A 25,415-nucleotide genomic window follows, 5' to 3' on the forward strand; every position below is an offset into this window, starting at 1 on the left:
ATTATTATCAGGGAGGAAACGATGACATCGGACTTCAATCGGGAGAAAGCGGTGGACCTGGCCATCAGCCAGATCGAGCGTCAGTTCGGAAAGGGCGCAATCATGCGCCTCGGCGGCGGCGAGCCTCCGGCAGACGTGCCGGCCATCCCCACGGGATCCCTGAGCCTGGACATCGCGCTGGGCGTCGGCGGCGTCCCGAGGGGGCGGATCATCGAGATCTTCGGCCCCGAATCGGGCGGGAAGACCACCCTGGCTCTCCACATTGTCGCGGAGGCCCAGAAACAGAGCGGACTGGCCGCCTTCATCGACGCCGAGCATGCCCTGGACGTCACCTACGCCCGGAAGATCGGCGTGGACACCGACGACCTCCTCATCTCCCAGCCCGACTCGGGAGAGCAGGCCCTGGAGATCGCCGAGACCCTCGTCCGCAGCGGCGCCCTGGATGTCCTGGTGGTGGACTCGGTGGCGGCCCTCGTCCCGAAGGCGGAACTGGAAGGGGACATGGGGGACGCCCAGATGGGTCTCCAGGCCCGCCTGATGTCCCAGGCCCTGCGAAAACTAACGGGGAGCATCAGCAAGTCGAAGACCACGGTCATCTTCATCAACCAGCTCCGGATGAAGATCGGCGTCTTTTTCGGCAACCCCGAGACGACGACCGGAGGGAACGCCCTGAAGTTCTACGCCTCCCAGCGGCTCGACATCCGGAAGGTTACGTCCATCAAGGAAGGACAGGACGTCGTCGGCATGCGAACGAAAGTGAAGGTGGTCAAAAACAAGGTGGCCCCGCCGTTCCGGGAGACCGAGTTCGACATCCTCTTCGGCGTGGGCATCTCCAGGGAGGGCGACATCCTCGACCTGGCCGCGGAGAGCGGCATCGTCGAGAAGAGCGGTGCCTGGTATTCCTACAAGGGGGAGCGCCTGGGGCAGGGTCGTGACAACACCCGGAACATGCTGAAGGAAAATACCGCCATGCTCCATGAAATCGAAGACCTCGTGCGGGAGAAATTCGGAATCGGGATCGCTGCGAAGGCGCCCGATTCCGCCGCAAAAAGTGAGAAACACCCTGGAAAGCCGGAAAAAACGCCCCGGACATGACCGAAGAAGAGCCGTCCTACGCGAAGGCCCTGCAGAAGGCCTTCCGCGCCCTCGCCGCCCGCGACCGGAGCGAGCGGGAGATCCGGACTCGCCTGAAAACGGGGAAGTTCGACGACGGAACCGTTGACAGCGTCGTCAAAAGGCTTTATGAACTCGGGTACCTGGACGATGCAGCCGTCGCCCGGCGCTGGGCCCGGAATCTGGCGGCGGAGCGTCTGATGAGCAACCGCCGGATCGAGGCACGCCTTGCCGAAAGAGGGCTGGAGCGGGGCGCCGTCCGGGATGCCCTGGAGGAGGTCCGGCGGGAAATATCCGAAGCGGCAGCGGTCCGAAAGATCCTGCGCAAGGAGATAGGCCGGACGCCGCTTCCGGCCGGCACGAAGGAACGCCAGAAAATGGTCCGCCGCCTGATGGGGCTGGGGTTTCCCCCCGAGGCGGTCTTCGACAATATCAGAGAAATCGGGAACGAGGAGGAAGACATTCCATGACGGCAGCCGAAATCCGGACGAAATTTCTAAAATATTTCGAGGAGCACGGGCACACCATCGTACCCAGTTCATCCCTGATCCCCAAGGATGACCCGACGCTCCTGTTCACCAACTCGGGAATGGTCCAGTTCAAAAACTGCTTCCTGGGTCTGGAGGATCGGGGCTACACGCGGGCGACCAGCTCCCAGAAGTCCGTCCGGGCAGGGGGCAAGCACAACGACCTGGAAAACGTGGGCTATACGGCCCGCCACCATACGTTCTTCGAGATGCTCGGGAATTTCTCCTTCGGCGATTATTTCAAGAAGGAGTCCATCTTCTGGGGCTGGGACTTCCTGACCCGGGTCATGGGACTCCCGAAGGACAAGCTCTGGATCACCATCTACCAGGAGGACGACGAGGCCTTCGAGATCTGGAACAAGCAGATGGGCGTTCCGGCGGAGCGGATCGTCCGGATGGGGATGGAAAGCAATTTCTGGATGATGGGCGAAACCGGGCCCTGCGGGCCCTGTTCCGAGATCCTCTACGACCAGGGACCCTCCGTCGGCTGCGGCCGTCCCGAGTGCAGCGTGGAATGCGACTGCGACCGCCATCTGGAGATCTGGAACCACGTCTTCACCCAGTTTGACCGTGACAAGGACGGCAACTACACCCCCCTGCCGAAACCGAACATCGACACCGGCATGGGCCTGGAGCGCCTCGCCGCGGTTGTCCAGGGACTGCAGAACAACTACGACACGGACCTCTTCCAGCCGATCATCCAGTTCGTGGCGAACCTCTGCGGCAGGCCCTACGGCAGCAATCCCGACAGCGACGTCTCCCTGCGGGTCATCGCCGACCACAGCCGGGCCGTGACCTTTCTCATCGGCGACGGATGCCTCCCCAGCAACGAAGGCCGGGGCTACGTCCTCCGGCGCATCCTCCGCCGGGCCGCCCGTCACGGCAAGCTCCTTGGGCTGGACAAGCCCTTCCTGAACGAGATCGTCCCGGTCATCGTGAACCTCATGAAGGATCCCTACGACGACCTGGTCACGAAAGAGTCCTATATCCGGAAAGTCATCATCAACGAGGAGCAGCGTTTCATCGACACCCTCGACTCGGGCCTGAAGATCCTGGGCGACGAGGTGACGGCCCTCAAAAAAACCGGCGGGACCGTCGTTCCAGGGGCCGTGGTCTTCAAGCTCTACGACACGTTCGGCTTCCCCGTGGACCTCACGGCGGACATCGTCCGCAAGGACGGCCTGACCCTGGACACGGAGGGCTTCGAGCAGGCCATGGAGGCCCAGCGGGAGAAGGCCCGGGAATCCTGGAAGGGCAGTGGCGAGCAGGCCGTGGCGGACGTCTACAAGCGCCTCGCCGTCGACGGGATCACGACGAACTTCATCGGCTGGGAGGCGGTCACCGAGGCCGACTCTTACGTGACGGCCATTCTGAAGAAGGACGACAGGGTCGATGTCCTGGAGGAGGGGGAAAACGGCGAGATCTTCGTGGCCCAGACTCCCTTCTACGGCGAGAAGGGCGGACAGATCGGAGACACGGGCGTCATTGAAGGCCCGGGCTTCCTCTTCGAGGTCTGGGACACCCAGACGCCCGTGGAGGACGTCCTCACTCACATCGGCAAGCTGAAGAAGGGCCGGATCCGGGTAGGCGACGAAGTCACGCTCAAGGTGGACCTGGAGACTAGGCGGGCCACGGAGGCCCACCACTCGGGGACTCACGTCCTGAACGCCGCCCTCCGGGCGGTCCTGGGCGACCACGTGAAGCAGTCGGGCTCGCTGGTGAATCCGGAGCGCCTCCGCTTCGACTTCACCCACTTCTCACGGATCGAAGAAGACGAGATGCAGCGAATCGAGACGATCGCCAACGACATCATCCGCGGCAATTATCCCGTCGTGACGGCGGTCCTCCCCAAGGAGGAGGCCATGAAGACGGGGGCCGCGGCAGTCTTCGACGAGAAGTACGGCGACCAGGTGCGGGTCGTTCAGATGGGCGGCAGGAGCGCCGAACTCTGCGGCGGCACCCATGTCCTCCGGACGGGCGACATCGGTCTCCTGAAGGTCGTCGGCGAGTCCTCCGTGGCTGCGGGCGTGCGGCGCATCGAGGCCATGGCGGGCCGGGAAGCGGTAAAATACGTCAAGGCCATCGAAGATGAACTCAAAAAGACGGCGGAACTCCTCAGGACCGGGCAGACCGAGGTGTCCGACCGGGTGGAGAAGCTCCTGAAGCACCAGCGCGACCTGGAAAAGGAGATCGAGGGCCTGAAGGGCAAGCTGGCGGCGAAGGACTCGGCGGACCTGATGGACCGGGCCCGGGAGATCAAGGGGGTCCGGGTCCTGGCGGCGCAGGTGGAGGCTCCGGATGTGAAGACCCTCCGCGATTTCGGGGACAAGGTCCGGGACAAGATGGGATCGGGGATCGTCCTCTTGGGCAGCCGCGTCGGGGACAAGGCGATGCTCCTATGCATGGTGACGAAGGACCTGGCCGGAAAGTACCACGCCGGAAACATCATCAAGGAACTGGCTCCCGTCGTGGGGGGCAGCGGCGGCGGGCGGCCCGACATGGCCCAGGCCGGCGGTCCGAAGCCGGAGAACATCGGGCAGGCTTTGGAAAAGATCGAAGAGTTGCTGTAACGGGCTGTTGAAAAACACGGGTCTGCTTCGTTATCCCTCATCCTCGCCACTCGATACACGCCAAGGTACGACTCTTGGCTGGGGACTTCGGGAGCCTCGCATCCGGACCTTTTTCTAAACAGCTCTGACAACAGGGATATTGTGGAGGGGGGCAGATTTGAATCTGTCCCCCTTGCTCATTTTCAGGCGAGATACCCGCCATCGCACACGATACACGCCCCCGTCGTGAAGGACGAGGCGTCCGAAACCAGATAAAGGACCGCCCCGGCCATCTCACTCGGCTGCGCGGCCCTGCCCAAGGGGATCTGCTGCACCGCCATACGGTAGATTTCCTCGTTGTCGATGAGGGCACTGGAAAATTTGGTTTGCGTCAGCCCGGGGAGCAGTGCGTTCACGCGGATATTCTTCGCGGCCAGCTCTTTCGCGAAGGCTTTCGTCATGGAGATCAGCGCCGCTTTTGTAATGGAGTAAATTCCCTGGAACGCAGCCGGCCGGATGCCGTTCACGGAGGAGACGTTGACGATGACTCCTCCCCCGGAGGCAACCATCAGCGGCACCGCCTTCTGGATCAGGAAAAAAGGCCCTTTGAGATTGATCTCATGGGTTTTGTCCCACGCCGACTCCTCGACGCCGGTCATTTCCCCGAAGTAGGGATTGGTGGCGGCATTGTTGACCAGGATATGAAGGCAGCCGTACTTTTCCCGGATTCCATCCATCATCGCCCCGATCTGGCGGATGTCACCCATGTGGCAGGCCATGGAATCCGCTTTGCCTCCGGCGGCCCTGATCTTATCTTCTACGATCCTGAGGGCGTCAATTTTTCTGCTCACGAGGACGCAATGAGCCCCGTGTTCCGCCAGGCAAAGGGCGACGGCTTCCCCGATTCCCCGGCTTGCTCCGGTGATTAAGGCAATCTTTCCGTTCAGTGAAAACAAACTCATGAAGTCCTCCTTCCTGTTTCTGCCCACCGGTTTCGACCATATACGGGCCGGTCCACGCGGCCGTTTCCGGGGAGACAGGTCTCCAGCCTTCAAAAAACAAGGGGATCGAGACTCCAACGTCCCCACCCCCTGATGCAAACCTGAATTTGCCGGCCCGATCCCGGCTGAAGGCCAGCCTATCTCGCTTTGGTCATCATGTCGAGCGCGAATGCCTTTGCGTCCGCCAGGTCCGCCGCGTCGGGATGGCTGTCGGCGCCCCTTGCCTCCTCTCCCCAGGCCTTGTGCTCCGGCTGCTTCAGCAGCATTTCGATGATCCGGGGGTCCACCTTCCCCCGGCAGCCGAAATGTCCCAGGACCGTGGCCTTCACCGCCAGCCCGAGGGCGTCCTCGAAGGCCTGCCGGGCCAGTTGGCCGCCCCGGAGCGAACCGTGGGTGGAAAAGAACGCCACCTTCTGCCCTGCCTTGAGATTGCGAATGATCGGCTGCGCCGCCTCAGGTACGCTGTGGGCATGGACAGGGAAACCGATGAACAGGATATCGAATCCCTCGGTACTCTGTGTGTCCTTGATGGACTTGATCGCTTTTTCCGCGTCGATGGCCTCGAAGATGGCCCGGGCCACTTTTTCAGTGTTGCCACTCATGGAGAAATACGTAACCAGTGCCTTCATCCCGACCTCCATACAAGTATTTTCCTTGTTAATACGGGATTTTCCGTCGGAATGCAAGCATCGCCTACCGACCCTCTCCGCTCGATCTTCCCGCCAACAAGTTCATACTCAACGCGCCAAATAGAAAAGCCGGTCCCCTTCTTCGTCCTCTGCAACAAGCCCTTCGTCCACGAGTTCCACCAGATGCACGTAGGTCTCGTTGAGAGCCAGGAACTGATCGAAGTCCGGAAGGTCCGGACCGAACAGATCCGCCGAGACCGCCACCGCCTGCCGGCGTCCCTTCCGGACCGACGCCAGGACGAGGCTCTTCCTCTCTTCATGGTGGAGAAGGATCTCCGCCACCCGCTTCTGCAGATCGTTGAAGGGCTCTCCGTGGGCCGGCCAGATCCGCTGGACCGGCAGGGTCGAGATCTCCCGGAGGGAGGCCAGAAAACTCCGGAGGACCCGAAAGTCCCGGTCGAACAGGTCGGGGCTCAGGTTGGGGGTAATGTCCGGCAGGACATGGTCCCCCGAAAGCAGGAGGCCCTCCTCCGGGAAAAAGAAAACCACATGTCCCCGGGTATGCCCCGGCGTCTGATACACGCGGAACGGCCGTCCGTATACTGCATGATTTTCCTGCAGGGCGGGGCAGGATTCGGGATCGAAAGGTACCTGGGAGTTGCGGAAATGTACTAGGAGCTTCGACATGATGGCGAGGGCCTTCTCCGGCAGGCCGTGGACGGCATAGAAATCCCGGAGAACGAGGGCGAGTCGCTCCTGGTTCGCGTTCTCCCGGATGTAGAGCCGGCTGGCCTCGGAAAAGAGGATTTCCGCCCCCGATTCACGGCGGATCCGCCCCGCCATGCCGAGGTGATCGGTATGATGGTGGCTGATGAAGATGCGTTCCACGTCCCGGACCGAACAGCCAAGGTCGCTCAGGGAGCGCTCCAGTTTGGCGAAAGCCTCGGGCGAATTCATCCCCGTGTCGAACAGGGTCACCCGTCCCTCGTGAAGAAGTGCGTAGATGTGGACGTGCTGCAGCCGAAAGGGCATGGGGAGCGTGATGCGGTAGAAGCGGTCGGCGATTTCCTGCATGATCGTAGCGGGCTCCTTGTGCGGGTCCGGTCCCGGACCCCGGAATTGTGGCTGGGTGCGATCTTTCCCCGGCCGGGGGAAAGGCACCGTCGTTTCTCGCCCATCGTCCGCTCCTTGTCAAGAACGCGATGCACCCCATGACGAGGATTCCCGTGTCCCGGGTGCCAAACGAAGGACGAGACGGAAACGGGCAGGTGCAAGTCGGCGGATGCGGAAGGAAACCCCGCGCTTCTTTCCGCATCAAGGCCCTTCCCCATGCCCGGCGGCGTCTCCGCCGGAAAAGGAGACTTGATCTTTCCGGGAAATCCGATACATTACGCCACGAAAAAAACACTCGGAGCGGAACGAAAAAATGCCGGTTTATGAATTCTATTGCCGCAAGTGCAACACCGTCTTCAATTTTTACTCCAGGACGGCCAACACGGACAAGGTTCCCTTCTGTCCGCACTGCAAACGGGTTCGCCTGAAACGCCAGATGTCCGTTTTTGCAAAGGTTTCCGGAAAACGGGACGAGATTGCGGGAGCGGAGGCGGACATGCCTCCCATCGACGAGGACCGGATGGAAAAGGCCATGGCCATGCTGGCCGGCGAGGCGGACCGCATCAGCGAGGACGACCCCCGGCAGGCCGCCGCCCTGATGCGCAAGCTCACCGACGCCACAGGGCTCAACCTCGGGCCGGGCATGGAGGAAGCGCTGCGAAGGCTGGAGCGGGGCGAGGATCCGGACCGGATCGAGGAGGAAATGGGCGCGCTCCTGGAGGCAGAGGAACCGTTTCTGCTGGATGGGAAAGGAACCGGCACGAAGGGTGGAAAGAAACCCCGGCCGCGGGTGGATGAGACCCTCTATGACCTGTAACGATCAGATCTTCAGCAGATCCTCCGGGGCGTCGGCAATCAGATCCGGCTCCGCTGCCACGAGGGTCTCCCGGCTGTGCCAGCCCCAGGTGACGGCGACCGCCTTCACCCCTGCCTGCTTGGCCTCGCGGATGTCTCCCGCCGTGTCCCCGATGTAATAGGTGCAGTCCTTGTCGATTTCATAGGACTCCATGGCATGGGTGATCTTGGCGGTCTTGCTGAGCATGAAGTCGGATCCCAGGATGGCCCGGAAACAGCCGTTGAAGCGGTTGCTCTCCAGGGTCTTCCGGATGGACCGGGAGCCGCTGGAGGAGATGATCAAAAGCGCGTTCCCCTCGCACAGCTTCTCCAGAACGGGCAACAGAAAGGGGAAGAGCCGCATCGAAGTGAAGTCGACCTCTGCCAGAACGCCCGGTGAGGCCTTCAGGAACTCCTCCAGATTCACCCCCCGGCGGACGATCTCCTCATAGAAGTTCCCTTCGAACAGCTCCAGAAAGTCGGCCCTGTTTTTTACGATGGGCTGGCCGATGCGGTTCAGGCACTCCCGCACCGTCCACTCGTAGGTCTCCAGCGAATCGGCGATCACGCCGTCAAAGTCGAAGAGAAACAGCTTCATCGGTCGGCATACTCCATCCGGTGTTCTTGCGCCGGTCGTCGCTGAGGGAAGGAAGGGTCGGCCAGCGTCTCCGGCGGAGGTTTGTCTCTATAGCCGGAGTATCCGCCGAACGCAAGCAAAGGACGGGGGAATCATCCCTGTTCCACCCATGGCGGCAAAACGCGGGATTCACGCCCGAACTTCCCGGCTTTCGCATTATGGACGGGACGGCAGCAGGTCTTCCAGCGCCGACGGAAGGTCGGGGAACTGGAAGTGGAACCCCTCCTTCAGGAGCCGTCCCGGCATGACCTTCTGACCCTTCAGGATCACCCCGCCGAACTCGCCCAGGACGAGGCGCATCAGGAAGCCCGGCACCGGTGGAAGAAAGGCGGGGACGCGGAGGGCGTCCGCCAGGGCCCGCGTGAACTCTGTGTTCCGCACCGGGCCGGGTGCGGTGCAGTTGAAGGGGCCGTCGAGATCGGTCCGCTCCATCAGGTACAGAAAGATGCGGGCCAGGTCACCCTCGTGAATCCAGGAGAACCACTGCCTGCCGCTGCCCACGGGGCTTCCGGCATGGAGCCGGAAAAGGCGCTCCAAGGGCGCCAGGGCGCCGCCGCCCCGGCCCAGGACGATGCCGAAGCGACAGGTCATGACGCGTACCCCCGCCTCGCGGGCTCGCATTGCCTCGGCCTCCCAGTCCACGGCCAGGCGGGCCAGGAAGTCTTCGCCCAGTCCATCGCTTTCATGGAGGTCGCCCTCGTCGTGGAATCCATAATACCCGACGGCAGAAGTGCTGAGCAGGTGGGTCTCCCTTCCGCTCCGGCCTCGAAGGGCTTCTACGAGGTTCCGGGTGGTGAGAATCCGGCTCTCCCGGAGGTCCCGCTTACGCCGCTCTGTCCAGCGGCTGAAAATTGAGGCTCCCGCCAGATTGATGAACACCTCATGGGTCACCGCCCGGTCTTGCCAGGGACCGGGCCGGGTCGGGTCTCCCTCCAGGTATCGGGCTCCCGCCGGCAGTGCCGGCCGTCCCTCCCCCGGACGGGTGAGAATCGTGACCTCGTGTCCCCTCGCCGTGAAGGCCTTTGTCAGTTTCGTCCCGACGAAACCCGTGCCTCCCGTCATAAAGATCATCATGGTGGGTCCCTCCCCAGCCTGCCCTGTTCACATCCTCCTTCGGGAATGGACTCCGGTTCCGCCCTCGCCCTCCGGCACTGGCCTATGCGCTGCCTGCCGGAGACGGAGGTCGTTCATCCGCCACCTCCCCGGCCTCGTTCTCCTCTCCGTTCCTCACTGACCTCCCGTTTTCAACACTGGCGGCGTATTTAAGAGTACGGGTTGCGCGATCGACCGTGCTGACCTCGGGCAGGTCCTTTCCCGTCGCTGCACCAAACTCCTTGAACCTCCGAGCGCTCACGAGAACACGGCTCTCCAGGGAACCGACAGCCTCGTTGTAGGCACCTACCGCCCGTTCCAGCCCCGCGCGGAGGCCGTCAAAGTGGCCGGCCAATGTGAGCAGCCGGTCGTAGAGCGTCTTCCCCATGTCGCTGATGGCCTGGGCGTTCTCGGCGATCCGCTCCTGCCTCCACCCGTAGGCGACGGCTCGGAGGAGGGCGATCAGGGTGGTCGGTGTCGCCAGGATCACCCCTTTGTCGACCCCGAACTCGATCAGCGACGGATCCTGCTCGAGAGCGGCGCTGAAGAACGTCTCCCCGGGAAGGAACAGGACGACAAACTCCGGTGACGGGGAGACATGGGCGGAATAGGTCTTGGCAGAGAGCTTGGTCAGATGAACGCGGATCTGCTGGGCATGGGCCTTCAGCCGCTCGACCCGGACTGCCTCGTCCTTCGCCTCCAGCGCATCCAGGTATGCCTGGAGAGGCGCCTTCGAATCGACGACGATGCTCCGGTTACTCGGAAGTCGGACGATCAGGTCGGGACGGGCCGAACCGTCCTCCGTCGCAAAGGTTTCCTGCTGGTTGAAATCGCAATGTTCCACCATGCCTGCCAGTTCGACGACCCGCTGGAGCTGGATCTCTCCCCAGCGGCCCCGGACGGCCGGCGCCCGGAGCGCCTTCACGAGGTTCGACGTCTCCGCCGTAAGCTGCGACTGGGCGGAGGCCATCGAACGGATCTGCTCCAGGAGGCCCGAGTAAGCGGAGGTCCGCTCCTTCTCGATTTCCTGGATCTTGACGTCCACTTTCTCCAGGGACTCCCGGATCGGGTTCACCAGGGCCTCAACGGCCTTACTCCGCGCCTCCAGATCACCCCGGGCCGCCTCCTGGTATTTTTCCAGGGATGCCTTCGCCAGTTCCAGAAACGACTGGTTGTTGCTCTTGAGCGCTTCCGCCGACAGGGCCTGGAAGGCATCTCCCAGCTTCCGGCGGGCCTCGTCCAGGAGGGCGATTTTCTCGGCCGCCCCTTTTCGCTCCTCCTCGGCGCGGGCCTCCACCTCGGCGATCCGCGCCTGCAAAGCGGCCATGTCCATCCGCAGGCGGTCCGACTCCACCTCCCTGGTCCGGAGGGCATCCTCCAGTTGAGGAATGCGGGCGTTTCTCTCCTCGGCGGCAGCCCGGGCGTTCGATTCGGCTTTTTGCTCATCCCTGATCCGAGCCAGGGATTCTCCCGACCGCTCGGCGGCTTCCTTCAGATCCCGGATCTGGAAATCTTTCGCCGCCAGGCGCTCCGTCAGGACGGCCTTCTCGCCATCCCAGACGGCCGCCGAATCCGCATCGGTGGAGGCCTTCTTCCCCAGGATCATCCGGGCGATCACCGCCCCGATCAGAACGCCGACGGCAAGGAAAACCGGATACATCCACACTTCCATGGAATCTTCTCCTTTCCACTGTCCGGGACAAAGGCCTGATGTGCAGGGAAACGGACGGGAGCCCCCGTTCCGGCCCGGCTGCGTCAGGGTTGCACGGAATGGACCCGGATCTTCCCCGCCCCCCAGGCTGTCTCCCGACCCAGGTGGGTCCGCTCGCAAAAACGAAGATAGGGCAGGAACTCTCCGAGGGGACCTTCATAGGTCACTTCGCCGACAACCCTCCCGGAATGCGCGGATGAATCGGGCCGTCGGCCCGGACGTTCCTCCCCCCTCCGCCGGAGGCTCGACTTCATCACCCGCACGCCGGCTGCCCTGGAGATGAGCCCAGGTGCGTCGAGTGACAGTTGTCCTTTCCCGTAGGTCCTGTTGAGTGTGAGGATCCGGCCCAGGATGGACTGCACCAGGACGGGGAAGGACAGGACGTCCTCCCGGCTCGACCCGGCGATTCCGACGAGCGGCGAGACCAGGTGCACGGTGACGGCGGTAACCGGGGACGACAACGCCTTTTCCGCATCCGCCAGGAGTCCTGCCCGCAGGTCTTCGGCGAAATCGCCTTCCCGGAGACTACGCTCGCGGCCGTGCCAGATGATTTCGTCGCCTGCCACGACGGAAGCGACGACAAAACGCGAGCGGCCCTTCTCCATTCGGCGGCCGATTCCCAGCCGTCCCATCTCTTCGAAGGTCTGGATGAAATGGAGAATGTGTTCGTTGCTTCTACCGAAGAGGATCAATCCGAAATCGAAAGGGTCCTCGCGCCGGAACGAGGTCCCGGTTGTTTCCGGCGGTTCGATGACGAAGGGGGAAGGGATGGTCGTGGAGCGGATCTTTCCCTTGGGGAACGGGGGCAGCAGATGGTGATTCGCCGGAGGCGGGCTCGAGAACAGGAGAGGGTAAAGGCAGCGCCGGTCAAGGATGCAGCCGGCACAGTCCTTCTGTTTCATCGCACAGACGACATGCCGGAGAGCCAGGCCGAAGGTGTTTCGGAAGATCGATCCCTTGGATTCGGGAAGGACGGCATCGTCCAGGAGTGTTCCGTGGAACCGGTAGTATCCGCATAGCATCGGGAAGGTCTCCATGTATCCCGCAGCCGCGGGCTCAGAGGTTTCAATCGGAAAAGAAAAGGCCGAGAAGCAGGCGCTGCACTACCACTTATACCGCGTGAAAGCAATCGTTCCACCGCTTACAGGGATATGTCAGCCTTCGATAGACCAAGCGCCGCCAGCGATTTTTCGTACGGTGGCCGGGCAATGCCGGCCTCGGTGACAATCGCGGTGATCAGGCGGGCAGGCGTGACGTCGAAAGCGGGGTTGTAGACGGCGATGCCCTCCGGGGCGATTCTTCTTCCGGCGAGGATGGTCACTTCCGAGGAATCCCGCTCCTCGATGGGGATGGCATCCCCTGTGGCCATGGTGAGGTCGATCGTCGAGAGAGGGGCGGCGATGTAAAACGGAATCCCGTGGGCCTCCGCCAGGACGGCCACGCCGTAAGTACCGATCTTGTTCGCCGCATCGCCGTTGGCGGCAATACGGTCGGCCCCGGTGATAACCTTCCGGACCTTTCCCTGCTTCATGAGGAATGCCGCCATGTTGTCGGTGATCAGAACGGCGGGGATGCCTTCTTTCGTCAATTCCCATGCGGTGAGCCTCGCTCCCTGCAGGACGGGCCGCGTCTCGTCCACATACACGGTCAGTCTTTTCCCTTCCCCATAAGCTGCCCGGATCACCCCGAGGGCGGTCCCGTAACCGGCCGTCGCCAGCGCCCCGGCATTGCAGTGGGTAAGGACGCCGTCCCCGTCTTCCAGAAGGACCCGGCCATGGAGTCCCATAGCCCGGTTCGCTGCAATATCCGCATCGTGGATGTGGACGGCTTCCCGAAGCAGGACCTCCCTGAGGGCAGCCAGGCGCTCCGCCCAGGAAACGCCGGATTGATCGGCCAGAGCGGTGCGAAAACTTTTTTTCATCCGCTCGATGGCCCAAAACAGATTGACCGCCGTCGGCCGGGTTTTCGCAAAGGTTTTGCAGATTCCCTCAAAAGACGCCCGGAGTTCCTCCTCTGTGGCGGCGTCGGTGTTCCGCACACCCAGGGCGATGCCCAGGGCGGCGGCCACCCCGATGGCCGGCGCGCCCCGGACGGTGAGGTCCCGGATGGCCTCCGCAACATCCTCCCAGCGCTCGATGGCGAGGTACCGCTCCTCCAGGGGAAGCGCTTTCTGGTCGATCATCCCGACCGTTCCGTTCTGCCAGAAAACCGTTCGGATCATTTCTTCCTCTTCCAGGGATGCAACCCCGTTTTTCCCGTGACGCTCCCTATTACCGCCGGGATATCGCGTGTATCTGAAACGCATCCATCATCACCCGATACTGGAGAATCGCCCGGTTCCGCTTCTGCACGGCGCCATTGTAGGCATTGGCAAGATGATGGTTTACCACCCTTTCCCAGTGATTCCGGGCATCTTCAGGCATATTCGGGAGATCGCTCATGTCGTATTGGGACGAGAAAACCTGCCGGAACAGATTCGGCAGATCCTCTTTCGCACGGGTCACGGCGGCCTGGGGGTCGATATCCTGCGGATTGCCGCCGATCTGTTCGAATACCCAGCGTTCGTAACGGTTCCGGTCCAGGGAGCCGTCAGGGGCCGAGATGAGCTGGTAGCTGTACCGAGGATTTGTCGTGGAATCGCTGAAGCGGACGGTTCCTTTCTCATCGAGATAACAGAACGTCTGCTTCCCTCCCGCAACGCCGCTCGCCGCGGTCCCTCCCGCCAGGGATACCGGGGTACCGGCGGCGGCGGCCAGCCGGGTCACCCGCTCGCCGGAGATGCAGAAGTTCAGATTCTGCCCGCCGCTGAACTGAAGGAACGCGACGCCGATGACCTCTCCCCGGAGATTCACCACGGGACTCCCGCTGGAGCCAGGCGAAATGGGCGCGGTGATCTGCAGGACCCGGCCCCGTTCCTCCGTCTCCCGGATGGCCGAAACGATTCCGTCCGAGACGGTCTGCTCGAGTCCGAAAGGACTTCCCACTACGATCACCCGCTCCCCGACTTCCGGGAGGGCCGCTGTCACAGCCAGGGGAAGGCTCTCGGCCCAGGGCATGGTCACCGACAGCAGCGCAAGATCGCCGGCGACATCCCGGGCCGTGATTCCCGCTACGGGATAGACTTTCCCGGCGGCGGTCTTGATCTGCGCGGAGTGGGCTGCTCGCAGTACGTGCAGGTTGGTGACGACCTGGCCGGAGGCGCCATGGAAAAAACCGCTTCCCCGGCCGAGGTTCTCCCGCCGCTCATTATATGTATAGATCGCCACGACGGACGGACCGATTTTCCGGTAGAGAGCCGAAACGTCCTGGAGCGCAGTTCCCGTTGGCGCCGGAGTTGGCGGTGCCGCGACGGGAACTCCCGCTTCGGGTCCCGGGACGACGGGAGCCGGGGGCGACAACTGATCCCGGCCTGCCCAATAGAGAATGCCAACGACCGCAAGAACGAAAACAGGGAGACCAACCAGAACGAAACGGTTGGAGAAGAGATTCCGGAGATCGGTCCACAACTCTCCGAGGCGGCGGCGGTAAACCAGCAGGAGGACTCCCAGGAGGACGGCCGGGAACAACAGGATATTGAAGAGTGTCTTCACGGTCCTTCCCCCGGCTGAGAGAACCGGTTCCCGCACAGAGGAATCCGGTTCCGACCGATCCCGATCATGTTCCCGGGAGCATCTTTTTCAGAAGGTCGTTGACGAGCTGCGGATTCGCCTTTCCCTGGGTCGCCTTCATGACCTGGCCGACGAAGAAACCGAACACCTTATCCTTCCCGGAGCGGAACTGTTCGAGCTGGGCCGGATTGGCCGCCATGACGGCCTCGATGGTCGAGACCAGGGCTCCCTCGTCGGTGATCTGGACCAGCCCTTTCTCCTCGATGACGGCCCGGGGCGGCTTGCCGCTCCGGTACATCTCCTCGACGACCTCCTTGGCGATCTTTCCGCTGATGGTGCCGTCCTCGATGAGGACGATCATCTCCGCCAGGGACTCCGCGGAGATGGGACAATCCCGGATGTCGCGCCGGTCCTCGTTGAGGAACCGCAGGATGTCGCCCATGACCCAGTTGCTCGCCGCCTTCGGTTTTTCACTGAGCCGGACGACCGCTTCGTAGTAGTCCGCCAGTGCCCGGCTGGCCGTGAGAACGCCGGCGTCATAGGCCGGAATGCCGTATTCCCGGAGGAAACGCTCCCGTTTTTCCAGGGGAAGCTCCGGGAGGGTCTTCCGGATCTCCTCGATCCAGACCTCGCCGACCTGGACCGGAACCAGGTCCGGATCCGGGAAGTACCGGTAGTCGTGGGCCTCCTCCTTGCCGCGCATGGAGTGGGTCACGCCCTGGGTGTCGTCCCACAGCCGCGTCTCCTGCACGACTTGGCCGCCGCCCTCGAGGACGTACTGCTGGCGCTTGATCTCGTATTCCAGAGCACGCTGGACGTTCCGGAAGGAGTTCATGTTCTTCAGTTCCGCCCGGATGCCGAAGGCCTCCGTCCCGCGGGGACGCAGCGACACATTGGCATCGCAGCGGAAGCTCCCCTGCTCCATGTTGCCGTCGCAGACCTCCAGGTAGACCAGGATCTCGTGGAGGCGCCGCAGATAGGCCGCGGCCTCTTCGGCGCTCCGCATATCCGGTTCGCTGACGATCTCGATCAGGGGCACGCCGGTCCGGTTCAGGTCCACGTAACTCGAGGGATTGTGCTCGTCATGAATGAGTTTCCCCGCGTCCTCTTCCATGTGAATGCGGGTGATGCCGATGCGCTTCTTCCCGCCGTTCAGTTCGATGTCCACGTAACCGAACTCCGACAGCGGATGGGCGTACTGGGAAATCTGGTATCCTTTCGGGAGGTCCGGATAGAAATAGTTCTTCCTGGCGAAGACGCATTCGGGATTGATGCGGCAGGAGGTGGCCAGGCTCATCTTCATGGCGAACTCGACCACTTTTTTATTGAGGACCGGCAGAACTCCCGGCATGCCCTGGCAGACCGGGCAGGTCTGGCTGTTGGGGCCCTCCCCGAACGTGGTGGAGCAGCCGCAGAAGATCTTCGAGTACGTCAGCATCTGGGCATGGACTTCCAGCCCGATGACGGGTTCGTATTCCATCAGAGATTCGGTCTCCTTTTCTGAAAATCGGCGCCCGCCTCGTAGGCCGAGGCGAACTGGAGGAGCTTTCCCTCCTGAAAATGGCCCGCCAGGAACTGGACCCCGACGGGAAGGCCCGCCGCCGTGTACCCGCAGGGGACGGAGATCCCGGGGATCCCCGCCAGGTTCGTCGAGATGGTGAAGATGTCCGACAGGTACATCTGGAGGGGATCATCGGTCTTCTCACCGACCCGGAAGGCCGGCGTGGGCGTCGTGGGGGTTAGGATCACATCGCAGGACCGGAACGCCTCGTCGAAATCCTGCCGGATGAGGGCCCGCACCTGGGAGGCCTTCTTGTAGTAGGCGTCGTAATAGCCCGCTGACAGCGCATAGGTGCCGATCATGATGCGGCGCTTGACCTCCGCACCGAATCCCTGGGAGCGGGTCTTCTTGTACATCTCCAGGAGGTCTCGACCGTCCAGATTCCGATAGCCGTACTTGACGCCGTCATAGCGGGCCAGGTTGGAGGAGGCCTCTGCGGGAGCGACGATGTAATAAACCGCGAGGCAGTATTGCGTGTGGGGGAGGGACACCGGCACCGCCTCGGCGCCGAGTCCTTCCACCACCTTGACGGTCTGCCGGACCAGGGCCTCGACCTCCGGGTCGATTCCCTCGATGAAGTATTCCTTCGGGATGCCCACCTTCCAGCCCCGGATGTCCCGGCCGAGGAACTGCCGATAGTCGGGCACGTCCTCCGGGACCGACGTCGATTCGCGGGGATCGTAGCCGGCGATGGCGTTCAGCAGGATGGCGCAGTCCTCCACGTCCTTGGTGAAGGGACCGATCTGGTCGAGGGACGAGGCGAAGGCCACCAGCCCGAACCGGGAAACACGGCCGTAGGTGGGCTTCAGCCCCACCACGCCGCAGAGGGCCGCCGGCTGCCGGATGGAACCGCCTGTGTCGGATCCCAGGGAGGCGATGCACATATCGGCGGCCACCGCCGCGGCCGAACCGCCGCTGGACCCGCCGGGAATGCGGTCGAGATCCCAGGGATTTTTCGTAACCCCGAACCAGGAGGTCTCCGTCGAGGACCCCATGGCGAATTCGTCCATGTTGGTCTTTCCCGTAAAAATCGCCCCCGCCTCCCGGAGCTTCTCCACGATCGTGGCGTCGTAGGGGGCGATGAAATTCTGGAGGATCCGGGACCCGCAGGTGGTCGGGATGCCCCGGGTACAGTAAATGTCCTTCAAGGCAATGGGGATCCCGGTCAGGGGCCGGATATTGCCCTTCCGGATTTCCTCGTCCGCCCGGGCCGCCTCACGGAAGGCCTCCTCCTTGAGGAGGGTGATGTAGGCGTGGATGCTTTTCTCGACGGCGTCGATCTTCCGGAAGACGGAGGCGACGATGTCGGCGGAAGAGACCCCGCCCCGGATATGCTCCTGCAGTTCGTGGATCGTAAGCTCACAATATTCCATGGGTTCCTCTAGTATTGCGGATGTTCTTCCTGAGATGCTATTGCCAGTCTGCCGTAAAACAGCCCCTTCGAAAGCTCCAGCGGCATGGCGCGCGAATCCCGACAAGCAAGGCGTAACGGTGTGTACGCCGCCGGCAGGAGGGAGAAAGCCGATTGCAGCACAGGGACTTTTTCCGGGACCTTCATTCGATAACCTTGGGAACGCGAAAGAATTCCCCCTTCGGGTCCGGTGCGTTGGACAGGGCCTCTCCGATGGGAAGAGAGGAGCGGATCATGTCCTCCCGGAAGGCGTTTTTCTGTGCGATGGCATGGGTCATCGGCTCCACGCCGGTCGTGTCCGCCTCGTTCAGTTTTTCCATATACAGCAGGATATCGTTGAGCTGGGAAGTGAATTTCTCCATCTCCTCCCCGCCGAACTCCAGCCTTGCCAGATGGGCCACATAGGCCACTTCATCTTTCGTGATCTTCAAGACATATTCCTCCGGATCAGGTCAAAATACGGGCCAGAACGGGGCCAGACGCTCCATGACCCTGCTGAGAACGGAACTCCTCCACATGACGGCGTCGGTCTCCAGGCGGTCCAGTTCATCATCCGTCACATGCGTATCGTCGGTCAGCTCCTTGAGCACGGCCCGGACGGAACGGGCAAGGCCCCGCAAATCATATCCTCCCTCAAGCACCAGCACGATCTTCCCGCCGCACAGCTCATCGGCCAGGTTCATGAGCAGTCGGGTGAGGCAGGCGAAGCCGTCCGGCGTCACTCGCATGTCCCCCAGGGGGTCTCCATCGTACGTATCGAACCCGGCCGACACCAGGATCAGCTCCGGCCGGAACATCCGGGCAACGGGCTGCAGAATCTGCCGGAACACTTTTACATAATGGGCATTTCCCGAGCCCGCGGCAAGCGGAATGTTGATGGTATAACCCTTCGCCTCTCCCTGGCCGATTTCGTCAACCGCCCCGGAACCCGGGTACGCCGGAAACTGGTGGGTGGAAAAGTAGAGCACCCTCGGATCCCCGTAGAAAAGGTCCTGTGTCCCGTTTCCGTGATGAAGGTCCCAATCGACGATCAGGATCCGCTTGAGGCCGCGGACCGCCAAAGCGTGCGCAGCGCCAAGGGCGATGTTGTTGAAGAGGCAGAAGCCGCCGGAGGCATGTCTCTCCGCATGATGCCCCGGGGGCCGGACAAAGGCGAAGGCATTGTCCAGGGACCCGTCCAGAACGGCGTCGATGGCATTGAGAAGTCCGCCCACGGCCAGGAGGGCTGTGTCAAAGGAATCCGCACATGCTTCCGTGTCCGGGTCCAGGGGGGTACAGGGCTCACCTGCCGTTGATGCAATCTTGCGAAAATATGCTTCCGAGTGCAGCCTCAGGATTTCGTCCCGGGTGGCATGCCGGGGGGGGATGGGGAAGAGTTTACCGGCCATGTCGGGAGTATCGAGAATGGCATGGATGACCTCGAGGCGTCGGTAGTTCTCCGGATGAAACTCCCCTGCTCCATGACGCAAGTATCGATTATCTCTTACGACCCCTGTTTTTCTGGCCATGGCTCCCTCGAATCGGCCCGAGGCGTCGCCGAAGGTCTCCGGCGACGTTTCCATCGGACCGCTCCGTACCACAAGGTCCCCCAAAATGCAAAGGAATTGGCTCCCGAAGGCCTCGGGAAAAAGGATTGACAAACCCCGGGAAGTGCACCTATATACCGCGAATCACGGATACGGGAGTATTGGTTGCCATGTTCGGCATCGGCATGCAGGAACTCATCATCATCGCCATTATCGCCCTCCTGGTCGTGGGGCCCAAAAAGCTTCCCGACTTGGCGAAATCCCTCGGGAAAGGATTCTCGGAATTCAAGAGAGCCGCCGAGGACGTGTCCGAGGGAGTGAAAAATTCCCTCCAGGCCGATGACCTGAAGAAGGAGGCGGAGGATCTGAAGGACTCCATCACAGAAGCCAAAAAGGAAGCCGATGACAAGGAAAAATCAACGGATACCAACCCTGAGACAACCTCCGCCCCGCCCCAGAAACCCCTGGATTCGTCTCATTCCTGACGACTCCGCAAAGCCTATCCGCCGCCGATCATGAACGATTCCGCCGAAGAGAAGCTGCCTCTCACCAGTCATCTGCTGGAACTGCGGACGCGTCTGGTTCGAATCCTGATTGTTGTGGGGATCGGCTTCGTCGCTTGCTACATTTTCAAGGACTTCTTCTTCGCGATCATCACGAAGCCCCTGGCCGATGCGATGCCGAAGAACAGCCATATGATCTTTACGGGGCTGCCGGAGGCCTTTTTCATCCATATGAAAATCGCCTTTTTCGCGTCCCTCTTCCTGACCAGCCCCTTCACGTTATACCAGGTCTGGAAGTTTATCTCCCCGGGCCTGTACAAGAAGGAAAAGCGCTACGTGGCTCCGTTCGTCATCTCGTCGTCGATCCTGTTCATCGGCGGCGTTCTGTTCGGGTATTACATTGCTCTGCCGCCGGCCTTCTCATTCTTTCTCGAATTCTCGACGGACTTCCTGAAGCCCATGATCTCCTTCCGGGAGTACCTGGACCTGTCGCTCAAGTTCCTTCTGGCCTTCGGCCTGTCTTTTGAAATGCCCGTGTTCATCTTCTTCATGACGAAGATCGGGATCGTGAACTCGCGAATGCTCTCCCGCCAGCGGCGCTACGCCATTCTCGTCATATTCATCGCCGCCGCGGTGCTCACGCCCTCACCGGACGCCCTCAGCCAGATCCTGATGGCCATCCCGCTCCTTTTCCTTTACGAGATCAGCATTTTCGTGTCGCGATTCGCCGAGAAGAATAGGAAAAAGGATGAGACGGAGGCGGAGGAAGAGGCGGAGTCCTCCGAGGCAGGATGATGGCCGGACCATTCGGAAAAAGAAAGCGTCGTACGAGGAACATCTCGGGCATCGGGACCATTCTGATTGCAGGGATTCTCACTGTCATCGCCCTTCTGGTGATCGGCAGCACGGTCCTCTATTATGTTCTCCTGAAGGAACTGCCCAGCATCGCCACCCTGAAGGATTACCGCCCCAGTATCGCCACGCGGGTCTATTCCGACAACAACGAGTTGGTGGACGAGTTCTTCCTGGAGGACCGGAAAGTCGTCCGCATCCAGGACCTGCCCCCGGTGGTTGTCCAGGCCTTTGTAGCCGCCGAGGATGCACGTTTTTACCAGCACCGCGGCTTCGACCTCCAGAGCATCTCACGGGCATTCTTCAAGAACATCGAGGCGGGACGCGTCGTACAGGGGGGGAGCACAATCACACAACAGGTGGCCAAGTCCCTGTTCCTGACCCCCGAACGAAGCTACATCCGAAAGATCAAGGAGGCCATCCTCGCCTTCAAGATCGACCGCTACCTGACGAAGGACGAGATCCTTCACCTCTACCTCAACCACATTTACCTGGGACACGGCACGTACGGCGTGGAGGCGGCGGCGGAGGCCTATTTCGGGAAGAGCGCCCGGAGCCTCACCCTGCCGGAAGCGGCCATGCTGGCGGGGCTCCCGAAGGCACCCAGCAATTATTCGCCCTACAGCAGCCTGGAACGGGCAAAACAGCGGCAGGCCTACACGCTGGACCGGATGGTGGAAAGCGGATACATCACCATGGAACAGAAGGAAGCCGCGCTGGCGGCGCCTCTGAATCTGCGCTCCGTGCGGCCCAAGGATAAAATCGCCCCGTATTTCGTGGAGAACATCCGGCGGTACGTCCAGGAAAAATACGGCAGCGACGTCCTCTACAAAGAGGGCCTCGAGATCTACACGACGCTGAACATTCCCATGCAGACAGCAGCGCGGGATGCCGTGGAGCAAGGACTCCGGGAACTGGAGAAGCGTGAGAAATATACCGTTGGAACCGTCCAGGGTGCGCTGTACTGCATGGACGCCCGCACCGGGGCCATCAAGGCCATGGTGGGGGGAAGGGATTTCAAGAAAAGCGAGTTCAATCGGGCCACCCAATCCCGCCGGCAGCCGGGATCGTCATTCAAGCCGCTCATCTACACGGCTGCCTTCGACAAGGAGATGACCCCTTCCACCCGGATCGACGACTCGCCCGTTCAGTTTCCGGATCCTTCCAAGCCCGATGGATACTGGCGTCCCAGAAACTTCGACGGGAAATTCAACGGCCCGACGACGCTCCGAAATGCCCTGGTTCATTCACGGAATGTTGTCACCGTCAAGATCCTCCAGGCCATCGGCGTGGACTATGCCGTTTCGTATGCCGCGAATCTGGGGATAACGTCTCCCCTGCCCAGGAACCTTTCACTGGCGCTGGGTTCGGCCAACGTCACCCTGGAGGAGATGGTCCGATCCTACGGCGTTCTCGCAAACCAGGGAAAGCGAGTGACGCCCTTCATGATCCGCAAGATCGTCGACCGGACCGGCCAGGTCTTTGAGGAAACCCAGGTCCGGGAGGAGCAGGTCATCGACCCGCGGATCGCTTTTCTCTCTTCATACGTTATGCAGGGTGTCATTCAGAGCGGAACCGGAACCCGGGTGAAGGCAATCGGCCGACCCGCAGCCGGCAAAACAGGCACCACCAATGACATGCGCGATGCCTGGTTCATCGGCTTTACACCCTCCCTCGTGACGGGAGTCTGGGTCGGCTTTGACCAGGAACGGGCTCTGGGGAGGCAGGAAGTCGGGGGACGGGCCGCCGCTCCGATCTGGCTGTACTACATGGAGAAAGCCGTCCAGGGAACTCCCATCGAGCCGTTCCCGGTTCCCAGGGGGATTGTCTTTGTCAAGGTGGACCCCCGGACGGGACAGCCGGTGAGATTCTCGGAAGGAGCCCTTTACGAAGCCTTTCTGGAGGGGGCCACACCGGAAGGGTCGTCCGTCGTGGACAGCGGCCAGGTCCCGAAGAGCCTGCCGGAGGACGACGAAGACACATCCTTTTAAATTTACAGCCGGAATTTTCAGCTTGACATTTCTTTCTTCTTCAGTAGAGTAGCGATCACTTTTACAAAAGGAATCGAAGAACGTGAAACCCTTTAAACAGAAAGACCGCAGCGTAGCCGTAGTCGTAGTAGTAGTTCCGGCGGGGACCGCTGCGTCGTTCCTATGAGGGTTTGACATAGGAAAACGAGCCGCGGATCCCCGAACGGACCGCGGCTTTTTTATTGCCAAAAAGCCGCATGCGAAACGCCTGCGGCTTTTTCACTTTTGAACCAGCGAAAGGAGTTTGAAATATGGGTACCATCGGTGCGGACATCGTCATCCAGATTCTCAGGGAGCAGGGAGTGGATGTCATCTTCGGCTTTCCCGGAGCCAACTCCCTGCCTCTGAATGACCGCCTCATGGAGAGTTCCATCCGTCACTACCTGGTCCGCCACGAACAGGCAGCCGCCCATGCCGCCGACGGCTACGCCAGGGCGACGGGAAAAGTCGGCGTCTGCCTGTCCACCTCCGGCCCCGGCGCTACCAATATGGTCACGGGAATCGCCACGGCCTACATGGATTCGTCACCCCTGGTCGCCCTGACGGCTCAGGTCAACACGAGCCTCCTGGGCCGCGACGCCTTTCAGGAAACGGACATCATCAGCATGACCATTCCCATCACCAAGCACAGTTTCCAGGTGAAGAACATTCACGACCTAGCCTCCAATCTTCGCGAGGCCTTTGAAATAGCGACCTCCGGACGGCCCGGTCCTGTACTGGTGGATCTGCCGCGCGACATCCTGGCGGCACAATGCGAACCCGCAGGCCCGGTTGAGGAAACGATCAGGAACGGATACAAGAACGGCAGCGACGGCAGGGAAGCCATTGAGAGGATCGCACGCGCCCTCAATCAGAGCGAGCGCCCAGTAGTCATCATCGGTGGAGGGGTTAAACTGGCGAATGCCTGCGACCTCATGGGGGATCTGATCGCCAAAACCCAACTCCCATTTGTCACGACCATGATGGGGGTTGGGTCCGTGAACGCCGCCAACGGCCTGAATCTCGGATTCATCGGCTCCCACGGTTTTGAGCTGGCCAACAGCATCGTTCACCAGTCCGACTTCATCCTTGCCGTGGGAACCCGCTTCACCGACCGGAGCACTTCCCGGATCGACGAATTCGCCCCCTTGGCAACGGTTGCCCACATTGATATCGACCCTACCTCCATCAGTAAGAATATCAAGGCGGACCTGCCCTTTACGGGCGATGCCATGGAGGCAATCCGGACCTTGATTCCCATGATCGAGCCCCGGGATCGAACGGATTGGATGAACCGGATCGCGGAAGAGAGGACATCCGTTGAAGAGAAAGTGCCCGACCGCGGCTGCGGTCCTGCCGGGACCTTCATCCGCAGGATCCAGGAAGCCCTTCCGGATGACACCATGGCTGTGGCCGACGTCGGCCTCAACCAGATCTGGACCGTTCGCTCCTGGCGTACCCGCACTCCTCGCTGTCTGCTTACCAGCGGGGGAATGGGAACCATGGGATTCAGCGTCCCCGCCGCCATCGGTGCCAAGATCGGGGCACCTGCCCGAAGCGTTGTCGCAATCACGGGGGATGGCGGGTTTTACATGAATATCCAGGAACTCGCCACGATCAGGTACTACAATCTTCCCATCAAGATCGTTGTCTTCAATAACGGTCACCTGGGCATGATCCGACAGATCCAGAATCTCTTTTTCGATGCCCGCTACAACAGCATCGAGTTGGGTGAAGGAACGGACTTTGTGGCCGCTGCTCGCGCCTTCGGCATCCCTTCCAGCCGGATCCGAGTCGACAACGCTTCGGATGAAGGCATAGAAGCCCTGGGCCGGACCGATGGACCATACCTCCTGGAGGCCGTCGTGGACTCTGAAAATTTTGTCTTTCCCATCATTCCGCCGGGCCGCTCCAACGTGGAGATGATCTTCGGCCAGGCAGACTGAGTCCTTTCAGGGATCTTTTCAGTAACCTGTTTGAACGTTCGGATTTGAACGTAAGGAAAGGAATAAAGATGACCGTCGAAGAACGAACCCTATCCATGCTCGTGAACAATCGCCCGGGTGTCCTGTCCCGGATCGCAGCCGTCTTCAGCAGTCGCGGTTACAACATCAGCACCCTGTGCGTCGCGGAAACGATCAATCCTGACATATCCAGGATTACCCTGACCAGTTCCGCCGACAGCGATTTCACGGAGAAGATCAAAAAGCAGCTTTACAAACTTGTCGATGTTCTTGAGGTATCCGATTTCTCCGGCCCGGCCTTCCTTCACCGGGAACTGATGATTTTCGGCGTGAAAGTCACTCCAGAAACCCGCATTGAAATCATGCGGGCGATTGAACGTTTCGGGTGCCGCATCGCCACCATGAGCCAGAGCTATTACATCCTCGAGTCTACCGGCTCCAGGCCAGAAAACGAAGCGGTTCTGGCCTATTTCGATCCTTTCGGTGTTGAAGAGATGAACAGGACAGGCTCTGTGGCGCTTAAAAAAATCTTCGAGGCGGCAACTCCCCGGACCTAGTCGGCCATTCTTTTCATTCCCTGCCGGAGGAGAACCCTTTCTCACGTTTCTCCCGTTTCCACGATTGAACAACCTCTGTCGCGGGAGGGAGCCAATCGGGATAGGGGCGGTCAGGATTCCTGACCGTTCCCCTCCCACACAACCCGGCATGCGGGTCCGCACCGGGCGGTTCGAGTCGTTGAGTTCATGAGAGCCGGGGTACGCCGAGGCGGTCGAAG

General features: G+C 61.4%; 22 protein-coding genes. 9 read left to right on the forward strand and 13 right to left on the reverse strand.

Annotated features, from left to right (window positions below; translation table 11 throughout):
• The first annotated feature begins 21 nt into the window (after positions 1-21).
• Genes recA through alaS form a run of 3 tightly spaced genes read left to right on the forward strand, consistent with a single transcriptional unit; the run spans position 22 to position 4,210 of the window.
• Positions 22-1,095: a recombinase RecA gene (gene recA, locus HPY65_12840; GenBank protein ID NPU85356.1), complete on the forward strand. Its 1,074-nt coding sequence runs from the start codon at positions 22-24 to the stop codon at positions 1,093-1,095.
• On the forward strand, positions 1,092-1,583 hold the full coding sequence (locus tag HPY65_12845) for a hypothetical protein (protein ID NPU85357.1): 492 nt from the start codon (positions 1,092-1,094) through the stop codon (positions 1,581-1,583). Before recA ends, HPY65_12845 begins: the two co-directional genes overlap by 4 nt.
• Positions 1,580-4,210, forward strand: a complete 2,631-nt coding sequence (alaS, locus tag HPY65_12850; GenBank protein ID NPU85358.1) for an alanine--tRNA ligase — start codon at positions 1,580-1,582, stop codon at positions 4,208-4,210. The genes HPY65_12845 and alaS overlap by 4 nt, the downstream gene beginning before the upstream one ends.
• A 182-nt stretch (positions 4,211-4,392) precedes the next feature.
• Here the strand turns inward: alaS and HPY65_12855 are convergent, their stop codons facing one another.
• The 3 genes from HPY65_12855 to HPY65_12865 all read right to left on the reverse strand — a co-directional run bounded on the left by HPY65_12855 (position 4,393) and on the right by HPY65_12865 (position 6,893).
• Positions 4,393-5,151, reverse strand: a complete 759-nt coding sequence (locus tag HPY65_12855) for an SDR family oxidoreductase (protein NPU85359.1) — start codon at positions 5,149-5,151, stop codon at positions 4,393-4,395.
• Positions 5,152-5,327: 176 nt separating this feature from the next.
• Entirely contained in the window at positions 5,328-5,819 is a 492-nt protein-coding gene (locus tag HPY65_12860) for a hypothetical protein (protein ID NPU85360.1), read from the reverse strand.
• 108 nt (positions 5,820-5,927) lie between these two features.
• On the reverse strand, positions 5,928-6,893 hold the full coding sequence (locus HPY65_12865; protein NPU85361.1) for an MBL fold metallo-hydrolase: 966 nt from the start codon (positions 6,891-6,893) through the stop codon (positions 5,928-5,930).
• Between the two features lie 352 nt (positions 6,894-7,245).
• Between HPY65_12865 and HPY65_12870 the strand changes: the two genes are divergently transcribed.
• On the forward strand, positions 7,246-7,749 hold the full coding sequence (locus tag HPY65_12870; protein NPU85362.1) for a zinc ribbon domain-containing protein: 504 nt from the start codon (positions 7,246-7,248) through the stop codon (positions 7,747-7,749).
• A gap of 3 nt (positions 7,750-7,752) precedes the next feature.
• On the opposite strand, the gene HPY65_12875 is transcribed toward HPY65_12870, so the two are convergent.
• From HPY65_12875 to HPY65_12920, 10 genes are all read right to left on the reverse strand, one after another.
• A complete protein-coding gene (locus tag HPY65_12875; GenBank protein NPU85363.1) occupies positions 7,753-8,364 on the reverse strand; it encodes an HAD family hydrolase in 612 nt (203 codons plus the stop codon).
• Between the two features lie 195 nt (positions 8,365-8,559).
• Positions 8,560-9,477, reverse strand: a complete 918-nt coding sequence (locus HPY65_12880; GenBank protein ID NPU85364.1) for a TIGR01777 family protein — start codon at positions 9,475-9,477, stop codon at positions 8,560-8,562.
• Positions 9,478-9,559: 82 nt separating this feature from the next.
• A complete protein-coding gene (rmuC, locus tag HPY65_12885; GenBank protein ID NPU85365.1) occupies positions 9,560-11,155 on the reverse strand; it encodes a DNA recombination protein RmuC in 1,596 nt (531 codons plus the stop codon).
• Between the two features lie 95 nt (positions 11,156-11,250).
• Positions 11,251-12,243 (reverse strand): CRISPR system precrRNA processing endoribonuclease RAMP protein Cas6, encoded by a 993-nt coding sequence (cas6, locus tag HPY65_12890; GenBank protein NPU85366.1) that lies wholly within the window; start codon positions 12,241-12,243, stop codon positions 11,251-11,253.
• Positions 12,244-12,347: 104 nt separating this feature from the next.
• Positions 12,348-13,427: an S-methyl-5-thioribose-1-phosphate isomerase gene (gene mtnA, locus HPY65_12895; GenBank protein ID NPU85367.1), complete on the reverse strand. Its 1,080-nt coding sequence runs from the start codon at positions 13,425-13,427 to the stop codon at positions 12,348-12,350.
• Between the two features lie 49 nt (positions 13,428-13,476).
• Complete coding sequence (locus tag HPY65_12900; GenBank protein NPU85368.1) at positions 13,477-14,796, reverse strand: serine protease; 1,320 nt, start codon at positions 14,794-14,796, stop codon at positions 13,477-13,479.
• Positions 14,797-14,860: 64 nt separating this feature from the next.
• The gene (gene gatB, locus HPY65_12905) at positions 14,861-16,294 is read right to left on the reverse strand and encodes an Asp-tRNA(Asn)/Glu-tRNA(Gln) amidotransferase subunit GatB (GenBank protein ID NPU85369.1); all 1,434 of its coding nucleotides are present in this window, start codon (positions 16,292-16,294) and stop codon (positions 14,861-14,863) included.
• Positions 16,294-17,748, reverse strand: coding sequence for an Asp-tRNA(Asn)/Glu-tRNA(Gln) amidotransferase subunit GatA (gene gatA / locus HPY65_12910; GenBank protein NPU85370.1), 1,455 nt, complete (start codon positions 17,746-17,748; stop codon positions 16,294-16,296). Before gatA ends, gatB begins: the two co-directional genes overlap by 1 nt.
• 181 nt (positions 17,749-17,929) lie before the next feature.
• Positions 17,930-18,217 carry an Asp-tRNA(Asn)/Glu-tRNA(Gln) amidotransferase subunit GatC gene (gene gatC / locus HPY65_12915; GenBank protein ID NPU85371.1) on the reverse strand — a complete coding sequence of 96 codons (288 nt, stop codon included), beginning with the start codon at positions 18,215-18,217 and terminating at the stop codon, positions 17,930-17,932.
• 21 nt (positions 18,218-18,238) lie between these two features.
• Positions 18,239-19,348, reverse strand: a complete 1,110-nt coding sequence (locus tag HPY65_12920) for a histone deacetylase (GenBank protein ID NPU85372.1) — start codon at positions 19,346-19,348, stop codon at positions 18,239-18,241.
• Positions 19,349-19,482: 134 nt separating this feature from the next.
• Between HPY65_12920 and tatB the strand changes: the two genes are divergently transcribed.
• The 5 genes from tatB (at position 19,483) to ilvN (ending at position 25,197) form a co-directional block, all read left to right on the forward strand.
• Positions 19,483-19,797 carry a twin-arginine translocase subunit TatB gene (gene tatB / locus HPY65_12925; protein ID NPU85373.1) on the forward strand — a complete coding sequence of 105 codons (315 nt, stop codon included), beginning with the start codon at positions 19,483-19,485 and terminating at the stop codon, positions 19,795-19,797.
• 54 nt (positions 19,798-19,851) lie between these two features.
• Positions 19,852-20,610 carry a twin-arginine translocase subunit TatC gene (gene tatC, locus HPY65_12930; protein NPU85374.1) on the forward strand — a complete coding sequence of 253 codons (759 nt, stop codon included), beginning with the start codon at positions 19,852-19,854 and terminating at the stop codon, positions 20,608-20,610.
• Positions 20,610-22,658: a PBP1A family penicillin-binding protein gene (locus HPY65_12935; GenBank protein ID NPU85375.1), complete on the forward strand. Its 2,049-nt coding sequence runs from the start codon at positions 20,610-20,612 to the stop codon at positions 22,656-22,658. Before tatC ends, HPY65_12935 begins: the two co-directional genes overlap by 1 nt.
• A 290-nt stretch (positions 22,659-22,948) precedes the next feature.
• Positions 22,949-24,622 (forward strand): biosynthetic-type acetolactate synthase large subunit, encoded by a 1,674-nt coding sequence (gene ilvB, locus HPY65_12940; GenBank protein NPU85376.1) that lies wholly within the window; start codon positions 22,949-22,951, stop codon positions 24,620-24,622.
• Between the two features lie 68 nt (positions 24,623-24,690).
• Complete coding sequence (ilvN, locus tag HPY65_12945) at positions 24,691-25,197, forward strand: acetolactate synthase small subunit (GenBank protein NPU85377.1); 507 nt, start codon at positions 24,691-24,693, stop codon at positions 25,195-25,197.
• Positions 25,198-25,415 lie beyond the last annotated feature (218 nt).

This window comes from Syntrophaceae bacterium (assembly GCA_013177825.1).
In the GTDB taxonomy this organism is placed as follows: Bacteria; Desulfobacterota; Syntrophia; order Syntrophales; family PHBD01; genus PHBD01.